Source organism: Olsenella sp. An270 (genome assembly GCF_002159735.1).
Classification (GTDB): domain Bacteria; phylum Actinomycetota; class Coriobacteriia; order Coriobacteriales; family Atopobiaceae; genus Thermophilibacter.
In genome coordinates, this window is the sequence record NZ_NFJF01000004.1 from 191,901 (window position 1) to 209,078 (window position 17,178).

Annotated in this window: 12 protein-coding genes; all 12 read left to right on the top strand. The window is 64.7% G+C overall.

What is annotated here, in order from left to right; genetic code table 11:
- The first annotated feature begins 69 nt into the window (after positions 1-69).
- The 12 genes from B5F73_RS06270 to B5F73_RS06325 all read left to right on the top strand — a co-directional run bounded on the left by B5F73_RS06270 (position 70) and on the right by B5F73_RS06325 (position 16,897).
- The gene (locus B5F73_RS06270) at positions 70-1,587 is read left to right on the top strand and encodes a sugar ABC transporter ATP-binding protein (protein ID WP_204206273.1); all 1,518 of its coding nucleotides are present in this window, start codon (positions 70-72) and stop codon (positions 1,585-1,587) included.
- Positions 1,584-2,684, top strand: coding sequence for an ABC transporter permease (locus B5F73_RS06275; RefSeq protein WP_239379818.1), 1,101 nt, complete (start codon positions 1,584-1,586; stop codon positions 2,682-2,684). Before B5F73_RS06270 ends, B5F73_RS06275 begins: the two co-directional genes overlap by 4 nt.
- Before the next feature lies 1 nt (position 2,685).
- On the top strand, positions 2,686-3,717 hold the full coding sequence (locus B5F73_RS06280) for a sugar ABC transporter permease YjfF (RefSeq protein WP_087227398.1): 1,032 nt from the start codon (positions 2,686-2,688) through the stop codon (positions 3,715-3,717).
- Positions 3,718-4,250: 533 nt separating this feature from the next.
- Entirely contained in the window at positions 4,251-5,456 is a 1,206-nt protein-coding gene (locus B5F73_RS06285; protein ID WP_087227399.1) for a twin-arginine translocation signal domain-containing protein, read from the top strand.
- Positions 5,457-5,549: 93 nt separating this feature from the next.
- Positions 5,550-6,497 carry a branched-chain amino acid ABC transporter permease gene (locus B5F73_RS06290; RefSeq protein ID WP_087227400.1) on the top strand — a complete coding sequence of 316 codons (948 nt, stop codon included), beginning with the start codon at positions 5,550-5,552 and terminating at the stop codon, positions 6,495-6,497.
- Positions 6,498-6,511: 14 nt separating this feature from the next.
- On the top strand, positions 6,512-8,017 hold the full coding sequence (locus tag B5F73_RS06295; protein ID WP_087227401.1) for a sugar ABC transporter ATP-binding protein: 1,506 nt from the start codon (positions 6,512-6,514) through the stop codon (positions 8,015-8,017).
- A gap of 13 nt (positions 8,018-8,030) precedes the next feature.
- On the top strand, positions 8,031-9,002 hold the full coding sequence (locus B5F73_RS06300; protein WP_087227402.1) for an ABC transporter permease: 972 nt from the start codon (positions 8,031-8,033) through the stop codon (positions 9,000-9,002).
- A 76-nt stretch (positions 9,003-9,078) separates the two neighbouring features.
- Positions 9,079-10,575, top strand: coding sequence for an L-arabinose isomerase (araA, locus tag B5F73_RS06305; RefSeq protein WP_087227403.1), 1,497 nt, complete (start codon positions 9,079-9,081; stop codon positions 10,573-10,575).
- A 103-nt stretch (positions 10,576-10,678) separates the two neighbouring features.
- Positions 10,679-12,283, top strand: coding sequence for an FGGY-family carbohydrate kinase (locus B5F73_RS06310; RefSeq protein WP_087227404.1), 1,605 nt, complete (start codon positions 10,679-10,681; stop codon positions 12,281-12,283).
- A gap of 230 nt (positions 12,284-12,513) precedes the next feature.
- Complete coding sequence (locus B5F73_RS06315; RefSeq protein ID WP_087227405.1) at positions 12,514-13,224, top strand: L-ribulose-5-phosphate 4-epimerase; 711 nt, start codon at positions 12,514-12,516, stop codon at positions 13,222-13,224.
- 61 nt (positions 13,225-13,285) lie between these two features.
- Positions 13,286-14,311: a LacI family DNA-binding transcriptional regulator gene (locus B5F73_RS06320; protein WP_087227406.1), complete on the top strand. Its 1,026-nt coding sequence runs from the start codon at positions 13,286-13,288 to the stop codon at positions 14,309-14,311.
- Between the two features lie 108 nt (positions 14,312-14,419).
- Positions 14,420-16,897, top strand: coding sequence for a phosphoketolase (locus tag B5F73_RS06325; protein ID WP_087227407.1), 2,478 nt, complete (start codon positions 14,420-14,422; stop codon positions 16,895-16,897).
- Positions 16,898-17,178 lie beyond the last annotated feature (281 nt).

Genomic DNA, 17,178 nt, shown 5'->3' on the forward strand with positions numbered 1-17,178 from the left:
AGGGGGCACGGCGCGACCGGGGTAACGTCGGGCCGCGCCCCCTTCCATTGACAAGGAGGTGAACTACCGGTGAACGAGAACCATCTCGTTGAGATGCGCGGCATCTGCAAGTACTTCCCTGGCGTGAAGGCACTGCAGAACGTCGACTTCACGCTCCGTCCGGGCGAGGTCCACGCCCTCATGGGCGAGAACGGCGCGGGCAAGTCCACGCTGATCAAGGTTCTGACCGGCGTTTACGAGAAGGACGGCGGCGACATCTACCTCCAGGGTAACGACGGCGCCGTCTCCATCCGCTCGCCGCAGGATGCCCAGGACCTGGGCATCGCCACGGTGTATCAGGAGATCACGCTCTGCCCCAACCTCACGGTGGCGGAGAACATGTACATCGGCCGCGGCCACAAGAAGACCGAGAACTGGAAGAAGATGTACGCCGACGCGGACGCCATTCTCCAGAACCTCGGCATCCCCGTCAGCGCCAAGCAGCAGCTCGGCAGCTGCTCGATCGCCATGCAGCAGATGGTGGCCATCGCGCGCGCGGTGGACATGGACTGCAAGGTCCTCATCCTCGACGAGCCCACCTCGTCGCTCGACGAGTCCGAGGTCGAGAAGCTCTTCGGCATGATGCGCCAGCTCAAGGACCGCGGCGTCGGCATCATCTTCGTCACGCACTTCCTCGACCAGGTCTATGAGATCTGCGACCGCATCACGGTCATGCGCGACGGCCAGCTCGTCGGCGAGTACGAGATCGAGAAGATGCCGCGCGTCGACCTCGTCGCCGCCATGCTCGGCAAGCAGATGGACGACATGGCCGACATCAAGGGCGACTACACGACCTACTCCGGCGACGACGCCGACGAGCTCGTCTACGAGGCCGAGGGCCTCAAGAGCAACACGGCCGTCTACCCCTTCGACTTCCACATCAAGAAGGGCGAGGTCACGGGCTTCACGGGTCTTCTCGGCTCCGGTCGCTCCGAGTGCGTGCGCGCCATCTTTGGCGCCGACCACGTCACCGGCGGCAAGGTCAAGAAGACCGGCAAGGACGTCAAGATCTCCAAGCCACTCGACGCCATGAAGAACGGCATTGCCTACCTGCCCGAGGACCGCAAGGGCGACGGCATCATCGGCGACCTCTCGGTGCGCGAGAACATCATCCTCGCCGCCCAGGTGCTCCGCGGCTTCCTGAAGCCCTTCTCCAAGGCCGAGACCTACAAGATCGCTGACGAGTACATCAAGCTCCTCGACATCAAGACGGCCTCCGCCGACACGCCGATCGCGTCGCTGTCCGGCGGCAACCAGCAGAAGGTCATCCTGGCACGCTGGCTCTTCACGCACCCGGACTACCTGATTCTCGACGAGCCCACGCGCGGCATCGACATCGGCACCAAGGTCGACATCCAGAAGCTGGTGCTCCAGCTCGCCTCCGAGGGCATGAGCGTCACGTTCATCTCCTCCGAGCTCGACGAGATGATCCGCACCTGCTCGCGCCTCGTCGTCATGCGTGACCGTCACGTCGTCGGCGAGCTCTCGGGCTCCGACCTCAACCAGAACAAGATCATGAGCACCATCGCGGGAGGTGAGGCAAAGTGACGATCGAGAAGAACCAGGACGACAACTTCTTCAAGAAGCTTCTTCACAGCCAGATGATCATCCCGATCGCGGCGCTTCTCGCGCTTGTCGTGTTCAACCTCATTGCCGACCCGTCGTTCTTCGCCATTTCCATGGGTCAGGACAGCACGGGCAACCCGGTCCTCTCGGGCCAGCTGATCTCCATCCTGAACAACGGCTCCGAGCTCGCCATCCTGGCCATTGGCATGACGCTGGTCACGGCGGCCACCGGCGGACAGGACATCTCCGTGGGCGCCACGATCGCCGTTGCCGGCTCGGCCATGCTCGCCGTGCTCTGCGGCGGCAACATGCGCCCCGAGGTGGTCACGACCCCGTTCATCGTGGCCTTCATCGTGGGCGTGCTCGTCGCCATGCTCTGCGGCGCGTTCAACGGCGTCATGGTCGCCGTCTTCAAGGTCCAGCCGATGGTCGCCACGCTGATCCTCTACACGGCCGGCCGCTCCATCGCCGCCTGGATCAACAACAACGCGCTGCCGATCATCCCCACCAACTCGGGCTTTGGCATCTTCGGCGGGTTCATCCCGGGCATCCCCATCCCCACGCCGGTCTTCATCGCCGCCGCGTGCATCGTGGTGATCTTCCTCGTGCTCAAGTTCACGAGCCTGGGCCTCTACGTCCAGTCCGTGGGCATCAACGAGCGCGCCGCCCGCCTGAACGGCCTTAACCCCACGTTCATCAAGTGGCTGACCTTCGTCATCCTCGGCGTGTGCGTGGCCGTGGCCGCCCTCATCAAGGTGAGCCGCATCTCCACGATCAACTACCAGACGATCGCGGCCGACATCGAGATGGACGCCATCCTCGCCGTCGCCCTGGGCGGCAACGCGCTCTCCGGCGGCAAGTTCAACATGGGCTCCTCCATCCTCGGCGCCTACGTCATCCAGTTCCTCACCACCACGCTCTACAAGTTCAACGTCGCCTCCGCCGCCCTTCCGGCGTACAAGGCCGTCGTCGTCATCCTGCTCGTGGTGCTGAGCGCGCCGATCGTGCGCAACAAGCTCTCCGCGCTCTGGAAGAAGATCCGTAGTCCCAAGCAGACCGAAGTGGAGGTGGCAAAGTAAGATGGCAGAGCTCAAGAAGGCTGTTGGTAAGCGCAGCATCACGGACACCAACCTCCTGCTTACCATCACGATCGTCGTCTTCGCCGCCATGTACCTCTTCGCCATGTTCGGCCTCGGCCGCGGCTTCCTGAGGTGGCAGACGTTCTTCAACATCCTCAACACCAACGCGTCGCTGATCATCACGGCCATCGGCCTGTCGCTCGTCATGATCTGCGGCAGCATCGACATCTCCGTCGGCGGCGTCGTGGGCCTCGTGACCATGTGCTGCGCCGTCAACCTCGACTACATGGGCGGGGACCCCATGACCGCGCTGCTCATCTCGTTGGGCATCGGCCTCGCGTTTGGCGTGGTCCAGGGCTTCCTGGTGGCGTACCTGGAAATTCAGCCGTTCATCGTCACGCTCGCCGGCATGTTCTTCGCCCGCGGCCTGACCACGATCATCCACGCCGAGCCCTTCAACGTCGAGAACGCCGCGTTCCTCGCGCTCAAGGACACCCGCATCACGATTCCGTTCCTGGGGTCGCTCAACAACTCCGGCAACTTCACGCCGGCCTACATTGAGATTGGCGTCGCCGTGGCGCTCGCCCTCGTGGTCCTGGCCTTCGTGATGCTGCGCTGGACGAGCCTGGGCCGCAGCTTCTACGCCCTCGGCGGCAACCGCCAGAGCGCCCTCATGCTCGGCATCAACACCAAGCGCTCGCTGTTCCTCGCGCACCTCATCAGCGGCGTCCTGGCCGGCATTGCCGGGTACGTCTACATCATGCACTCCGCCTCCGGCGCCGTCACCAACGCCGACGGTATGGAGATGAACGCCATCGCGGCGTCCATCATCGGCGGCACGATGCTCTCCGGCGGCGTGGGCAACATCATCGGCACGTTCTTCGGCGTCCTGTCCCTGGGCACCATCCAGAACATCGTCTCCTCCGCCGGCTTCTCCGACGCGTGGTGGGCAAAGATCACGGTCGCCGCGATGATCTGCCTGTTCCTGGTCATCCAGAGCGTCGTCCTAGCGCGCAAGAAGCAGGTCGAGTGACCTCTTCCAACCAGGTTCCCTGTGGGGAGCCCGTCCTGAGCGGGCTTCCTGCGTTCCCTCCCCGTGCCCCGTTCCCCCGAGAGGGGGGACGGGGTTTCTCTATGCGCGGCAGGCGACAAGGGCGATGGAACTAAACAAATCTAAACAAATCGCAAAATCGTCCCGATATTTTGCATAAACGTATTGCTGACAATACGCTTACAGACCGAACCGTACCGTTTGCGGGCAAACTTACATAAAAAGCAGCTCACGAATAGTAAAACAGTATCCAGAGGCGGTTGCGCCAGGCGCTGAGCGTGGCGCGAGACCGTCAAAACGATTTCAAAAGAAGGTCTACCGGCTGTTTTCTTAGAGAATTGGAGAACCGACCCGAGTCCGATACCCAGAAGGTGGAGGTAGAGGGGCATATACCGGGAACTGACCCCACTGAGCCCACGCAGATGGTTTGTAAGTGAGTAAACGTAAAATAAACGTTTACTTTGTGTTTGTAAGCAAGGCAGGAAGCAGGGTTTCCGAGAAGAAGGGAAAGGAACATGAGCATCTCGAGAAGGAACTTCCTGAAGTACGCCGGCCTGATGGGCGGCACCGCTGGCGCGTTCGGCCTCGCCGGCTGCGACAACGGCGGTGGCGGCGGCGCCGAGGGCGGCGACGGCGGCGAGAAGATCAAGATCGGCGTCTCCATCTGGAGCTCCACCGACGCTCTTGGCTCGCTGTCCAAGGCCATCCTCGACAAGGCCGCTGGCATCCTGGGCGTCGAGCTCTCCTACGTCGACCAGGGCCACGTCTCCGAGCAGGTCACGGCCTCCATCGAGACCCTGTGCGCCGCCGGCTGCCAGGGCATCATCGTCTGCAACTCCGCCGACTCCGAGATGCAGGCCTGCATCTCCACCTGCGACCAGAACCAGGTCTACCTCGCCCAGTTCTATCGCATCATCAACGAGGAGAACAGCCCCGAGGTCTACGCCACCGCGCAGAACTCCCAGTACTACGTCGGCGCCGTCCACGAGGACGAGGTCGGCAACGGCGAGAAGCTCATCGAGCTGCTCACCATGGACAACCCCGACGCCTTCGAGGGCATCCAGAAGGGCGCCCGCAACATCTGCCTCGAGGGTTGGACCGTCGGCGACGCCACGTTCCAGCAGCGCTGGACCGGCTACCAGAACGGCGTCAAGGCCTGGAACGACGCTCACCCCGATGACCCCGTGACCATGACCGACCCGGTCTACGCCAACACCTCCTCCTCCGAGGGCGCCAAGGTCACCCAGCAGTTCGTCAACAACTATCCCGACATGGACGCCCTGATCGTCGCCGGCGGCGGCGGCGACCCGCTCGTGGGCTCCATCGGCCAGCTCGCCAACATGGGCCTCACCGGCACCATCCGCGTCGCCTCCACCGACTTCCTCGAGGACCTCAAGGAGCAGCTCGAGACCGGCGGTATGTACGCTGAGTCCGGCGGCCACTTCTGCGACCCGCTCTACGCGCTCCTTCTCGTCTACAACGCCGTCCGCCAGAAGGAGGGCTTCGTCCCCGAGCAGGGCGACTTCGGCAAGGACATCCAGTTCCCGTACGTCTTCGTGTCCTCCGTGGCCGAGTACGAGAACTACGAGAAGTACTTCGTCGACGACGACCCGTACAACGACGAGGAGATCGCCGAGCTCGCCGAGATGAGCTTCGATGACCTCAACGCTGCCGCGACCTCGCTCTCCATCGACGACGTTATGCAGCGCCACAGCGCCTAGCGCTAGTTCCGTCTGTCCTGGACCGGGGGCAAGTTCACGCACTTGGACTTGCCCCCTTTTCCAGGTTTCCATCACCATTGGAAGGAGAGGTGTATGGACGCAATCAAGAAACTCCAGCAGAGCCAGTGGTTCGGCGTGGGCTTCCTCGTCGTCCTCACGATTCTTTGCTGGGCCATCTTCAAGGTGCTGCGTCCCGAGACGTTCGGCTCGCCCGAGCAGATCCTGACCTATCTGCAGAGCGCGCTCATCTACGCCGTCGGCGGCTGCGGCATGTACTTCATCGTGACCCAGGGCCTGTGGGACTTCTCCATCGGCTCGGTCCTCGTTCTGTCCTGCCTGCTGGCCATCGGCTGCAGCCAGATGTTCGGCATCGCCGGACTGGTCGTCGCCCCGATCCTCTGTGGCATCCTGCTCGGGTTCTGCAACGGCCTCGCCTACACGGTCCTGCGCATCCCGTCGCTGATCGTCACGGTCGGCCTCTCTCTCATCTATGAGAGCTTCAGCGTCTTCGCTGCCAACTGGGCCGGCACCCGTCTCGACGCCCAGTACAACATGTTCGGCGCCTATCCCTGGAACGTCATCCTGGCGCTCATCGCGTTCTTCATCTGCGGCTTCATCCTCAAGTACACCAAGGTCGGCACCTACATCAACGCCATCGGCACCAACGAGCTCACCGCCAAGAACATGGGCGTGAACGTCGACAAGTACAAGTTCATCGCGTTCATCCTCTGCGCGGGCTTCGTGGGCGTCATGGCTGTCCTCTACATCAGCTACGGCACCGCCCAGACGCCGATGACCGGCATGCTCTCCCAGTCGCTGAACTTTACGCCGCTCATGGGTGCGTTCTTCGGTCTCGCCTTCAAGAAGTACGGCCACCCCGTCGTCGCCATCGTCATCGGCGAGCTCATCATCTCGATGCTGTTCGCCGGTTTCGTCGCGCTCGGCATGCCCACCACCATCAACAACGTCGTCACGGGAGCCACGCTGCTCGCCGTCGTCACCCTGACCGTCAAGCGCGTCAAGGGCGCTGTCGTCAAGTAAAGGAGGGATACACCATGGCAGACAACAAGCTCCTGCTTCACGCAGAGAAGATCGACAAGAAGTTTGGTCCCACGCACGCCGTCAAAGAGGTGTCCCTCGACTTCTACGCCGGTGAGATCCACGCCCTGATCGGCGAGAACGGCTCCGGCAAGTCCACGTTCACCAACATGCTGACGGGCATCCTGCCCATCGGCGGCGGCACCTTCACCCTCGACGGCGAGCAGATCGCCCCGAAGAACCAGGTCGACGGCAACCACCACGGCGTCGCCGTCATCGTGCAGGAGCTCGGCACCCTGAACGGCCTCACCGTCGCCGAGAACCTCTTCCTGGGCGACGAGGACCGCTTCATGAAGTACGGCATCAAGAACACTGCCGCCATGAACAAGAAGGCCCAGGAGCTGCTCGACGGCTTTGGCCTCTCGAAGATCCGTGCCACCGCTCCGATCGAGAACTACAACTTCGAGGAGCGCAAGATCATCGAGATCCTCAAGTCCACGTGGTTCGATCCCAAGATCCTGGTCGTCGACGAGACCACCACGGCCCTCTCCCAGGACGGCCGCGAGAAGCTCTTCGAGGTCATGCGCGACGTCCGCGCCAAGGGCCACTGCGTGATCTTCATCTCGCACGACATGGCCGAGGTCCTGAAGATGTCCGACCGCATCTCCATCCTGCGCGACGGTGACTACATCACCACCATCAACGCCGCGGACGTGGACGAGGACAAGCTCAAGACCCTCATGGTCGGCCGCGAGATGGGCGACAACTACTACCGCACCGACTACCCCAACTACGCCACCGAGCCCCAGGGCGAGATCGCGATCATGATGAACAACGTCTCGGTCCCCGGTTCGCTCGACGACGTCTCCCTCCAGCTCCACAAGGGAGAGATCCTAGGCATCGGCGGCCTGTCCGAGTGCGGCATGCACGAGGTCGGCAAGGCCCTGTTCGGCGCCTCCTACGACCGCACGGGCACGGTCGAGCTGGGTGACGGCACCCCGATCAACTCGATCAACGAGGCCATCAACCACTCCATCGCCTACGCGTCCAAGGACCGCGACAACGAGAGCCTGCTCATCAACGACACCATCCAGGACAACATCACGCTGCCCTCGATGCGCGACATGGGCTTCATCCTCAAGCAGAAGGACCTCAAGGCCTTCGCCAAGAAGTACGCGGACATCATGTCCACCAAGATGGTCGGCGTCGACCAGTACGTCTCCGCGCTCTCCGGCGGCAACAAGCAGAAGGTCGTTCTCGCCCGCTGGCTCGGCAAGCGGTCCAACATCCTGCTGCTCGACTCCCCGACGCGCGGCATCGACATCGGCGTCAAGGCCGACATCTACCAGCTTCTGGCTGAGATGCGCAACCAGGGCAAGGCGATCCTCATCATCTCCGAGGAGATCATGGAGCTCATCGGCATGTGCGACCGCATCCTGGTCATGAAGGACGGCAAGATCAACGGCCAGCTGTTCCGCAGCCCCGATCTTACCGAGCAGGACATCATCGCGAAGATGATTTAAGGAGGCGAAACAGATGGCTTCTACTAATACGAAGGCTGCGGCCGAGGTCCAGGAGAAGAAGTTCGACTGGCACCAGATCAAGAGCCTGTTGCCCATCATCAGCTTCGTTGCGATCGTGGCGATCTTCGCCATCCTGACGCGTGGACAGCTGATCACCCCGCGCAACATCACGCTGATCATCTCGGGTGGCTTCACGCTCATGATCGCAACCGTCGGCGTCTACATGATCATGTCCATGGGCTGCCTGGACTTCTCCCAGGGCTCGATGATGGGCCTGTCCTGCGCCGTGGTCTGCTATCTCTCGCAGTTCAACCCGTTCGTCGCCATTCTGGGCGGCATGGCAACGGGCGCCCTCATCGGCCTGGTGAACGCCGTGTTCCACGTCAAGGGCCAGATCCAGTCGTTCGTGGTCACGATGTGCATGATGTTCCTGCTCCGCGGCATCATCGCCTACATCACCACCTCCAGCCCGGTCATGGCCTCCACGACGCTGACCTCGCTCGCCACCAACACGCCGCTGCTGGTCGGCATCGTCGTGGTCGTGCTCGTCATCGCGTACCTGGTGCTGCACTTCACGGCGCTCGGCTCCAACCTCAAGGCGATCGGCGCCTCCGAGAGCGGCGCCCGCTTCGCCGGCATCAACGTCCAGCGCACCAAGATCATCATCTACGTGGTCGCTGGCGCCATCACCGGCTTCGCCGCGCTGATCAACGCCATCCGCGTTGGCTCGGTCACCTCGTCCTCCGGCAACATGCTCGAGACCCAGATCCTGATCGCCCTGGTCCTCGGCGGCATGCCCATCAACGGCGGCGCTCGCTCCCGCTTCTCGAGCGTCGTGACCGGCGTCCTGTCCTACCTCGTGCTCCAGCGCGGCCTGGTCATGCTCGGCTTCACCACCGAGATCCAGCAGCTCATCCTGGGCATCGTGTTCGTCATCATGGTCGCGGTCTTCTCCGAGCGCGCCTCCAACCAGGTCATCAAGTAGTTCTGGCACGGGGGGCGGCCTCGCCCCCCGGCCTCCCCGCCGCACGGCGGGGCATCCCCAGTAAGGAGTGATGGAAATGCTCGACATCAAGAGGTACAAGTTCTACTTCTGCCCCTGCACCCAGGATCTCTACGGTGACGAGGTGCTGAAGCACGTCGCGGAGCACTCCGCCGAGGTCGTCGCACACCTCAACGCCTCCGACAAGATCCCGTTCGAGGTCGTGCTCAAGCCCAACCTGCTCACGAGCGACGTCATCCAGGCCACCTTCAACGAGGCCAACATGGATCCCGAGTGCGCTGGCATCATCACCTGGGCGCACACCTTCTCGCCGTCCAAGAACTACATCGCCGGCCTCACGGACCTTCGCAAGCCTCTGTGCCAGTTCGCGACGCAGTACAACGAGGAGATCCCGTACGACACGATCGACATGGACTTCATGAACGAGAACCAGGCCGCCCACGGCGAGCGCGAGCTCGGGCACATCTTCGCCCGCATGCGCTGGAACCACAAGGTGGTCTTTGGGTTCTGGAAGGACGAGGCGGTCATCTCCGAGCTCGGCCAGTGGATGCGCGTCGCGGTGGGCATCAACGAGTCCCGCAACATCCGCGTCTGCCGCTTCGCCGACACGATGCGCAACGTCGCGGTCACCGACGGCGACAAGGTCGAGGCGCAGCAGGTCTTCGGCTGGACCGTCGACGCCTGGCCCGTCAACGAGCTCGTCCCCTACGTCGACGCCGTCACCCCCGACGAGGTCAAGGCCCTCACCGACGAGTACTACGACACCTACGAGCTCGTCCTCGACGGCCGTGACCCGGAGGAGTTCCGTCGTCACGTCGAGGTCCAGGCCCAGCAGGAGATCGGCATCGAGCGCTTCCTCGTGGAGCACAACTACAACGCCTTCTCCGACCACTTCGGCGACCTCGGCGGTCTCAAGCAGCTGCCGTCGCTGGCCATCCAGCGCCTCATGCAGAAGGGCTACGGCTTTGGCCCCGAGGGCGACTGGAAGACCCCTGCCATGGTGCGCCTGATGAAGGTCATGACCGCCGGCGACCCGAACGCCAAGGGCTCCGCGCTCATGGAGGACTACACCTACAACCTCGTCCCGGGCAAGGACGGCATCCTCGAGTCCCACATGTCCGAGGTCGACCCCTCCGTCGCCGAGGGCAAGATCGCCATTCGCGCCACGCCGCTCTCGATGGGCGACCGTGAGGACCCGGCCCGCCTGATCTTCACCGCCAAGACCGGCCCGGCCATCGCCACCTCCCTCGTCGACCTGGGCAACCGCTTCCGCCTGATCATCCAGGACGTGGACTGCAAGAAGGTCGAGAAGCCCATGCCGATGCTGCCGACCGGCACCGTGTTCTGGACCCCGCGCCCCAACCTCAAGGTGGGCACCGAGGCCTGGATCTACGCGGGTGGCGCGCACCACACCGCGTTCTCCTACGACCTCACGGCCGACCAGATGATCGACTGGGCCGACGCCATGGGCATCGAGAGCGTGGTCATCGACGCCAACACCAACATCCGCGACTTCAAGCGTGACCTCAAGCTCGGCGAGGTCTACTACCGCTAGGAGCGGGCGCGGCGTGAGAGCGCGCACATGCGCGTGAGAACCTGAACCGGCCGCGTCCCGCTTGCGGGCGCGGCCGCACTTCTGCAGAGAGAGGCAGACGAACATGAACAAAGACCAGATCATCGCCGACATCGAGTCCGGCAACACCGCGCTGGGCATCGAGTACGGCTCCACGCGCATCAAGGCGGTGCTCGTGGGCTCCGACAACGAGCCGATCGCCATCGGTGCCTTCGACTGGGAGAACTCCCTAGTCGACGGCTACTGGACCTACAGCGACGAGGAGATCTTCGCGGGCCTCGCCGCCGCCTATGCCTCGATGAAGGCTGACGTCGCCGAGAAGTACGGCGTCACGCTCAAGCGCGTGGGCGCCCTGGGCATCTCCGCCATGATGCACGGCTACCTGCCCTTCGACGCCGACGGAAACCTGCTCGTCCCGTTCCGCACCTGGCGCAACACCACCACCACGCAGGCCGCCCACGAGCTCTCCGAGCTCTTCGCGTTCCACACCCCGGAGCGCTGGAGCGTCAGCCACATCTACCAGGCCGTCCTGAACAACGAGTCGCACGTTCCCAACATCGCGTTCTTCACCACCCTGGCCGGCTACGCCCACTGGCGCCTCACCGGCGAGAAGGTTCTCTCGATCGGCGACGCCTCCGGCATGTTCCCGATCGACTCCACCACGCACGACTACGACGCCGCCATGATCGCCAAGTTCGACGAGCTCGTGGCGTCCAAGGGCGTGTCCTGGAAGGTCGAGGACCTGCTGCCCAAGATCCTGGTGGCGGGGGAGTGCGCCGGCCACCTCACCGCCGAGGGCGCGGCCCTTCTCGACGCCGACGGCGACCTCGAGCCGGGATGCCCGCTCTGCCCGCCCGAGGGCGACGCCGGCACCGGCATGATCGCCACCAACTCCGTGGCGCCGCGCACCGGCAACGTCTCCGCCGGCACGTCGGTCTTCTCGATGGTCGTTCTCGAGCACGCGCTCAAGGACGCCACCATTCCCGAGATCGACCTCGTGACCACGCCGGTCGGCGACCCCGTCGCCATGGTGCACTGCAACAACTGCACCTCCGATATCAACGACTGGGTCGACCTGCTCTGTGACTTCGCTGAGCTCATGGGCCAGAAGCTCGACAAGGGCGAGGTCTACGTCAAGCTCTTCAACGCCGCGCTCACGGGCGACAAGGACGCGGGCGGCCTCGTCTCCATCCCGTTCATCTCGGGCGAGACGGTCATGGGCGTCCAGACCGGCTACCCGCTGGTGGTCCGCGGCCAGAACGCCAACTTCACGATCGCCAACTTCATGCGCATGAACATCATGGCGGCCTTCGGCGCCCTCGCCGCGGGCAACGAGGTTCTGCGCGCCGAGGACGTGAAGATCGACAAGCTCTACGGCCACGGCGGCATCTTCAAGACCCCCAAGGTCGCCCAGAGCCTGCTCGCTGCGGCGCTCGAGGCCCCGGTGACCGTCATGGCCACGGCCGGCGAGGGCGGCGCCTGGGGCCAGGCCGTCGCCGCCGCCTACATGGCGCGCCACGAGGAGGGCGAGTCGCTCGCCGACTACCTCACCAACAAGGTCTTCGCCGGCATGGAGGGCACGACGCTCGAGCCCGACGCCGCCGACGTCGAGGGCTACCGCGCGTTCCTCGCCGCGTTCCGCAAGGCCAACGAGGCCGAGAAGGCGGCCGAGCAGGCCTTCACCGACTAGTTCCTCCCCCGGGGAGGCCGCCCTCCTTTCCCGGCGGCCTCCCCTCTCTCCGGGCTCTTATCGGCCCGCTGACGACCGTCCGCCCCTGTTCCCGTTCTCGAATAACACGCATAATCTGATAAAGCATCGTATATCCCCATATGAACTTCGATGTAAACTCCGAATCTGCGTGTTATTTGGCGGGCGGCCGTCCTCGTTCCCATTGCTCACCCAACAGTTTGGAGCCAAGCATGATGCTCAAGGAGCTTCGCGAGAAGGTCTACGAGGCCAACATGGACCTTCCCAAGCACGGGCTGGTCGTCTTCACCTGGGGCAACGCCTCCGAGCTCGACCCCGAGACGGGCCTCTTCGTGATCAAGCCGTCCGGCGTCGACTACGACGAGCTCACGCCCGAGAGTCTCGTGGTCTGCGACCTCGACGGCAAGGTCGTCGAGGGCGACCTCAACCCCTCCTCCGACACCCCCACCCACGCCGCCCTCTACCGCGCGTGGGGCGAGAAGGTCCGCGGCGTCGTCCACACGCACTCCGCCTGGGCCGTCTCCTGGGCGCAGGCCGGCCGCGACGTGCCCGCCTACGGCACGACGCACGCCGACTACTTCTACGGCCCCGTGCCCTGCATGCGCGGCCTCACCGAGGAGGAGATCGAGGAGGCGTACGAGGCCAACACCGGCAAGGTGATCGTCGACGGCTTCGCCGAGCGCGACATCGACCCGGTCGCCGTCCCCGCCGTCCTCGTTCGCAACCACGGGCCCTTCTCCTGGGGCAAGGACGCCGCCCAGGCCGTCTACCACGCCGTGGTCCTCGAGGAGGTCTGCAAGATGGCCACCCGCACCGAGGCCCTGCGCCCCGGCGTCGAGCCCGCGCCTCAGTACCTGCAGGACAAGCACTACCTGCGCAAGCACGGCCCCAACGCCTACTACGGCCAGGGCGGTGCCCACTAGGGACGCCGGACGCGCCCGGGGGTCGCACCCCCGGGCGCGATCGCACGGGAGGTGAGCAAGGTTGGCCGAGAAGGTCACGCTGAGGGACATCGCCCAGGAGGTCGGGCTGTCCACCACAGCCGTCTCGCTCGTCCTCAACGACCGCCCGTGCAAGATCTCCGAGGAGAGCAGGCGCAGGATCAAGGAGGTGGCCCGGCGCAAGGGCTACATCCCCAACCAGATCGCGCGCAGCCTGGTGACGAGGCGCTCCCAGACCGTGGGCCTCATCGTCCCCAACATCGAGAGCAGGTACTTCTCGTCCCTGGCGCGCCGCCTCGAGCTGGGATGCCGGGAGCGCGGCTATGCGCTGCTGATCACCAACTCCGACGACCTCGCGGAGAACGACGCCAAGCTCGTGGCGATGCTCGCCAACCGCGGGGTCGACGGCATGCTCGTGGTCGCCTCCTCGCGCGATGAGGAGGCCGCTGCCCTCACCTCGGCGCTGGAGGGCATCCCGATGCCGTTCGTGGCCGTGGACCGCTCGATCGGCAGGATGGCCTGCGATTGCGTCTCGTTTGACAGCGAGGCGGGCGGCTACCTCGCGTGCCGGTGCCTGCTCGACGCCGGCCACGAGCGCATCGCGTGCCTCGTGAACGTGGCCTCGAACACGGGGCGCGAGCGCCTCGCGGGATACGAGCGCGCGCTGCGCGAGCGCGGCCTGGAGGTCGACCCCGCGCTGGTCCTGTCGTGCGACTACTACATCCCCGACGCCTACGAGGCGGCCGCCGCCCTGCTGCGCACCGACGCGACCGCCGTCTTTGCGAGCAGCGACAACATCGCGCTCGGCCTGCTCAAGCGTCTCTACGAGCAGGGGATGCGCGTCCCGCGCGACTACTCGCTGGTGAGCTACGACAACTCGGCGGCAGACCTGCTGTTCGAGCCCGCGCTCACCTCAATCGAGCAGAACGTCGACGAGCTCGCCTCCGCCGCGCTCGAGGTGCTCTTCCGCAGGATGGGGGAGCGGGAGTGCGGTGAGCTGGGCGCCCCCGAGCGGCGGACCCTCATGCCGCGGCTCGTCGTCAAGGACAGCGTCTCCACACGGAGGTGAGAAACTAAAAATCTCGAGAAGTAAAACGTTTTACCCAATATACTGAAATCAGCTGGAAACACCGCAGGCCCGGTTGGCGGGTCTGCGCGGGCAGAAGGGAAGACACGCATGGCTAATCCCGTTATTGGCACCCCGTGGCAGAAGCTCAACACTCCTGTCTCGGAGGAGGAGCTCAAGGGCGTCGACCGCTACTGGCGCGCCGCGAACTACCTCTCCGTGGGCCAGATCTACCTCCGCTCCAACCCGCTCATGAAGGACGGCTTCTCCCGTGAGGACGTCAAGCACCGTCTCGTGGGCCACTGGGGCACCACGCCGGGCATCAACTTCCTCTTTGGTCACATCAACCGCCTCATTGCCGACCACCAGCAGAACGCCATCTTCCTGATGGGCCCCGGCCACGGCGGACCCGCCGGCACCGCTCAGTCCCTGCTTGACGGCACCTACCGCGAGGTCCGTCCCGACATCACCGATGACGAGGCCGGCCTCCAGAAGTTCTTCCGCCAGTTCTCCTACCCCGGCGGCATCCCCAGCCACTTCGCGCCCGAGACCCCCGGCTCCATCCACGAGGGCGGCGAGCTCGGCTACACGCTGTCCCACGCCTACGGCGCGGTCCTCGACAACCCGAGCCTGCTCGCCGTGGCCGTCGTGGGCGACGGCGAGGCCGAGACCGGCCCGCTCGCCACGTCCTGGCAGACCAACAAGTTCATGGACCCGCTGACCGACGGCATCGTGCTGCCGATCCTGCACCTCAACGGCTACAAGATCGCCAACCCCACGATCCTCGCCCGCATCTCCGACGCCGAGCGTGACGAGTTCTTCCGCGGCATGGGCTACCACCCGTACAACTTCGTCGCCGGCTTCGACAACGAGGACCACGCCTCCATCCACCGTCGCTTTGCGGCGCTGCTCGAGGCCGTCTTCGACGAGATCTGCGACATCAAGGCGCGCGTCGCCGCCGGCGAGGCCTCCCGCCCGTTCTACCCGATGATCGTCTTCCGCACCCCCAAGGGCTGGACGTGTCCCAAGGAGATCGACGGCAAGAAGACCGAGGGCTCCTGGCGTGCTCACCAGGTGCCGCTGGCGTCCGCCCGTGACACCGAGGCCCACTTCCAGACCCTCAAGGGCTGGCTCGAGTCCTACAAGCCCGCCGAGCTCTTCGACGAGAACGGCGCCATCCGTCCCGAGGTCAACAGCTGGATGCCCAAGGGCGAGCTGCGCATCGGCGCCAACCCCAACGCCAACGGCGGCCTGGTCCGCAACGAGCTCGACCTCCCCGACACCCGCAAGTACGAGGTGCCGGTGGCCGAGAAGGGCCACGGCTTTGGCGCTGTTGAGGCCACGCGCGTCCTCGGCGAGTACACGGCCGAGCTCATCAATCACAACCGCGACGCCTTCCGCATCTTCGGACCCGACGAGACGGCCTCCAACCGCCTGCAGCCGTCCTACCAGGTGACCGACAAGCAGTGGTTCGGCGAGGGCAACTACGATGACCCCGCCAACGACGAGCACCTCTCGCCCGTGGGCAACATCATCGAGCAGCTCTCCGAGCACCAGTGCGAGGGCCTGCTCGAGGGCTACATCCTCACCGGCCGCAACGGCCTCTGGAGCTCCTACGAGTCGTTCGTCCACATCGTCGACTCCATGGTCAACCAGCACTGCAAGTGGCTCGAGGCGACCGTGCGCCACATCGACTGGCGCGCCCCGATCTCCGGCCTCAACATGCTGCTCTCCAGCCACGTCTGGCGTCAGGACCACAACGGCTTCTCCCACCAGGACCCCGGCTTCGTTGACATTCTTCTCAACAAGAACTTCAACAACGACCACGTGGTGAACATCTACTACCCGGCCGACGCCAACCTGCTGCTGGCCGTCGCCGAGCGCGCCTACAAGTCCACCAACTGCGTGAACGCGATCTTCGCCGGCAAGCAGCCCGCCCCGACGTGGGTGACGCTCGACGAGGCCCGCGAGGAGCTCGAGGTCGGCGCCGCCGAGTGGAAGTGGGCCTCCAACACCGCTGAGGGCGAGGAGCCCGACGTCGTTCTCGCCTGCTGCGGCGACGTTCCCACCGGCGAGGCCATGGCCGCCCTCGACCTGCTCGACAAGCTCGGCGTCAAGGTCCGACTGGTCAACGTCCTCGACCTGCTCAGCATCCAGAACGCCTCCGAGAACGACAAGGCCATGTCCGACGAGAAGTTCGTCGAGCTCTTCACGGCCGACAAGCCCGTCCTCTTTGCGTTCCACGCCTATCCCGGCACGATCCGTCGTCTCATCTGGGACCGCCCGAACCACGACAACTTCAACGTCCACGGCTACAAGGAGCAGGGCTCCACGACCACGCCGTTCGACATGGTTCGCGTGAACGACATGGACCGCTGGGCGCTTGCTGCCGACGCGCTCCGCATGATCGACGCCGACAAGTGGGCCGACCAGATCGCTGAGTGGGAGAAGTTCCGCGTCGACGCGTTCCAGTTCGCCGTCGACAACGGCTACGACCACCCGGCCTTCACCGACTGGAAGTGGCGTGACGCCTCCGACGCTGGCGAGGACATCTCCGCCACGCAGATGACCGCGGGCGACAACGAGTAAGTAGCGCTCGCGCCATACGCACCTGAGGGGCCGCCCGTCCTTCTCGCCGGCATGTCGCCGGCCGAGAGGGGCGGGCGGCCTTCGTCGTAGGGGCCGACGGTCCCGCCCGCTCCAGAAAACGCCGCCCTTGTCACGCAGCCATCTAGGAAACCTCGCCCTTGTCATGCAGCCATCTAGACGATATGAGGGGAAGCGGCTGAGACCCCTCGCGTGAAGTTGGCCCCCTGGGCGTCGTGGGTTAGGCTCGGTCGCGTCATCGTCCGGCTTGCCACAGTCACGGG

What these genes read in the sequence shown, in the direction of transcription:
- araA (WP_087227403.1), top strand. Translation starts at nt 9,079, where the DNA reads ATGCTCGACATCAAGAGGTACAAGTTCTACTTCTGCCCCTGCACCCAG.
- B5F73_RS06295 (WP_087227401.1), top strand. Translation starts at nt 6,512, where the DNA reads ATGGCAGACAACAAGCTCCTGCTTCACGCAGAGAAGATCGACAAGAAG.
- B5F73_RS06280 (WP_087227398.1), top strand. Translation starts at nt 2,686, where the DNA reads ATGGCAGAGCTCAAGAAGGCTGTTGGTAAGCGCAGCATCACGGACACC.
- B5F73_RS06285 (WP_087227399.1), top strand. Translation starts at nt 4,251, where the DNA reads ATGAGCATCTCGAGAAGGAACTTCCTGAAGTACGCCGGCCTGATGGGC.
- B5F73_RS06310 (WP_087227404.1), top strand. Translation starts at nt 10,679, where the DNA reads ATGAACAAAGACCAGATCATCGCCGACATCGAGTCCGGCAACACCGCG.
- B5F73_RS06325 (WP_087227407.1), top strand. Translation starts at nt 14,420, where the DNA reads ATGGCTAATCCCGTTATTGGCACCCCGTGGCAGAAGCTCAACACTCCT.
- B5F73_RS06290 (WP_087227400.1), top strand. Translation starts at nt 5,550, where the DNA reads ATGGACGCAATCAAGAAACTCCAGCAGAGCCAGTGGTTCGGCGTGGGC.
- B5F73_RS06300 (WP_087227402.1), top strand. Translation starts at nt 8,031, where the DNA reads ATGGCTTCTACTAATACGAAGGCTGCGGCCGAGGTCCAGGAGAAGAAG.
- B5F73_RS06315 (WP_087227405.1), top strand. Translation starts at nt 12,514, where the DNA reads ATGATGCTCAAGGAGCTTCGCGAGAAGGTCTACGAGGCCAACATGGAC.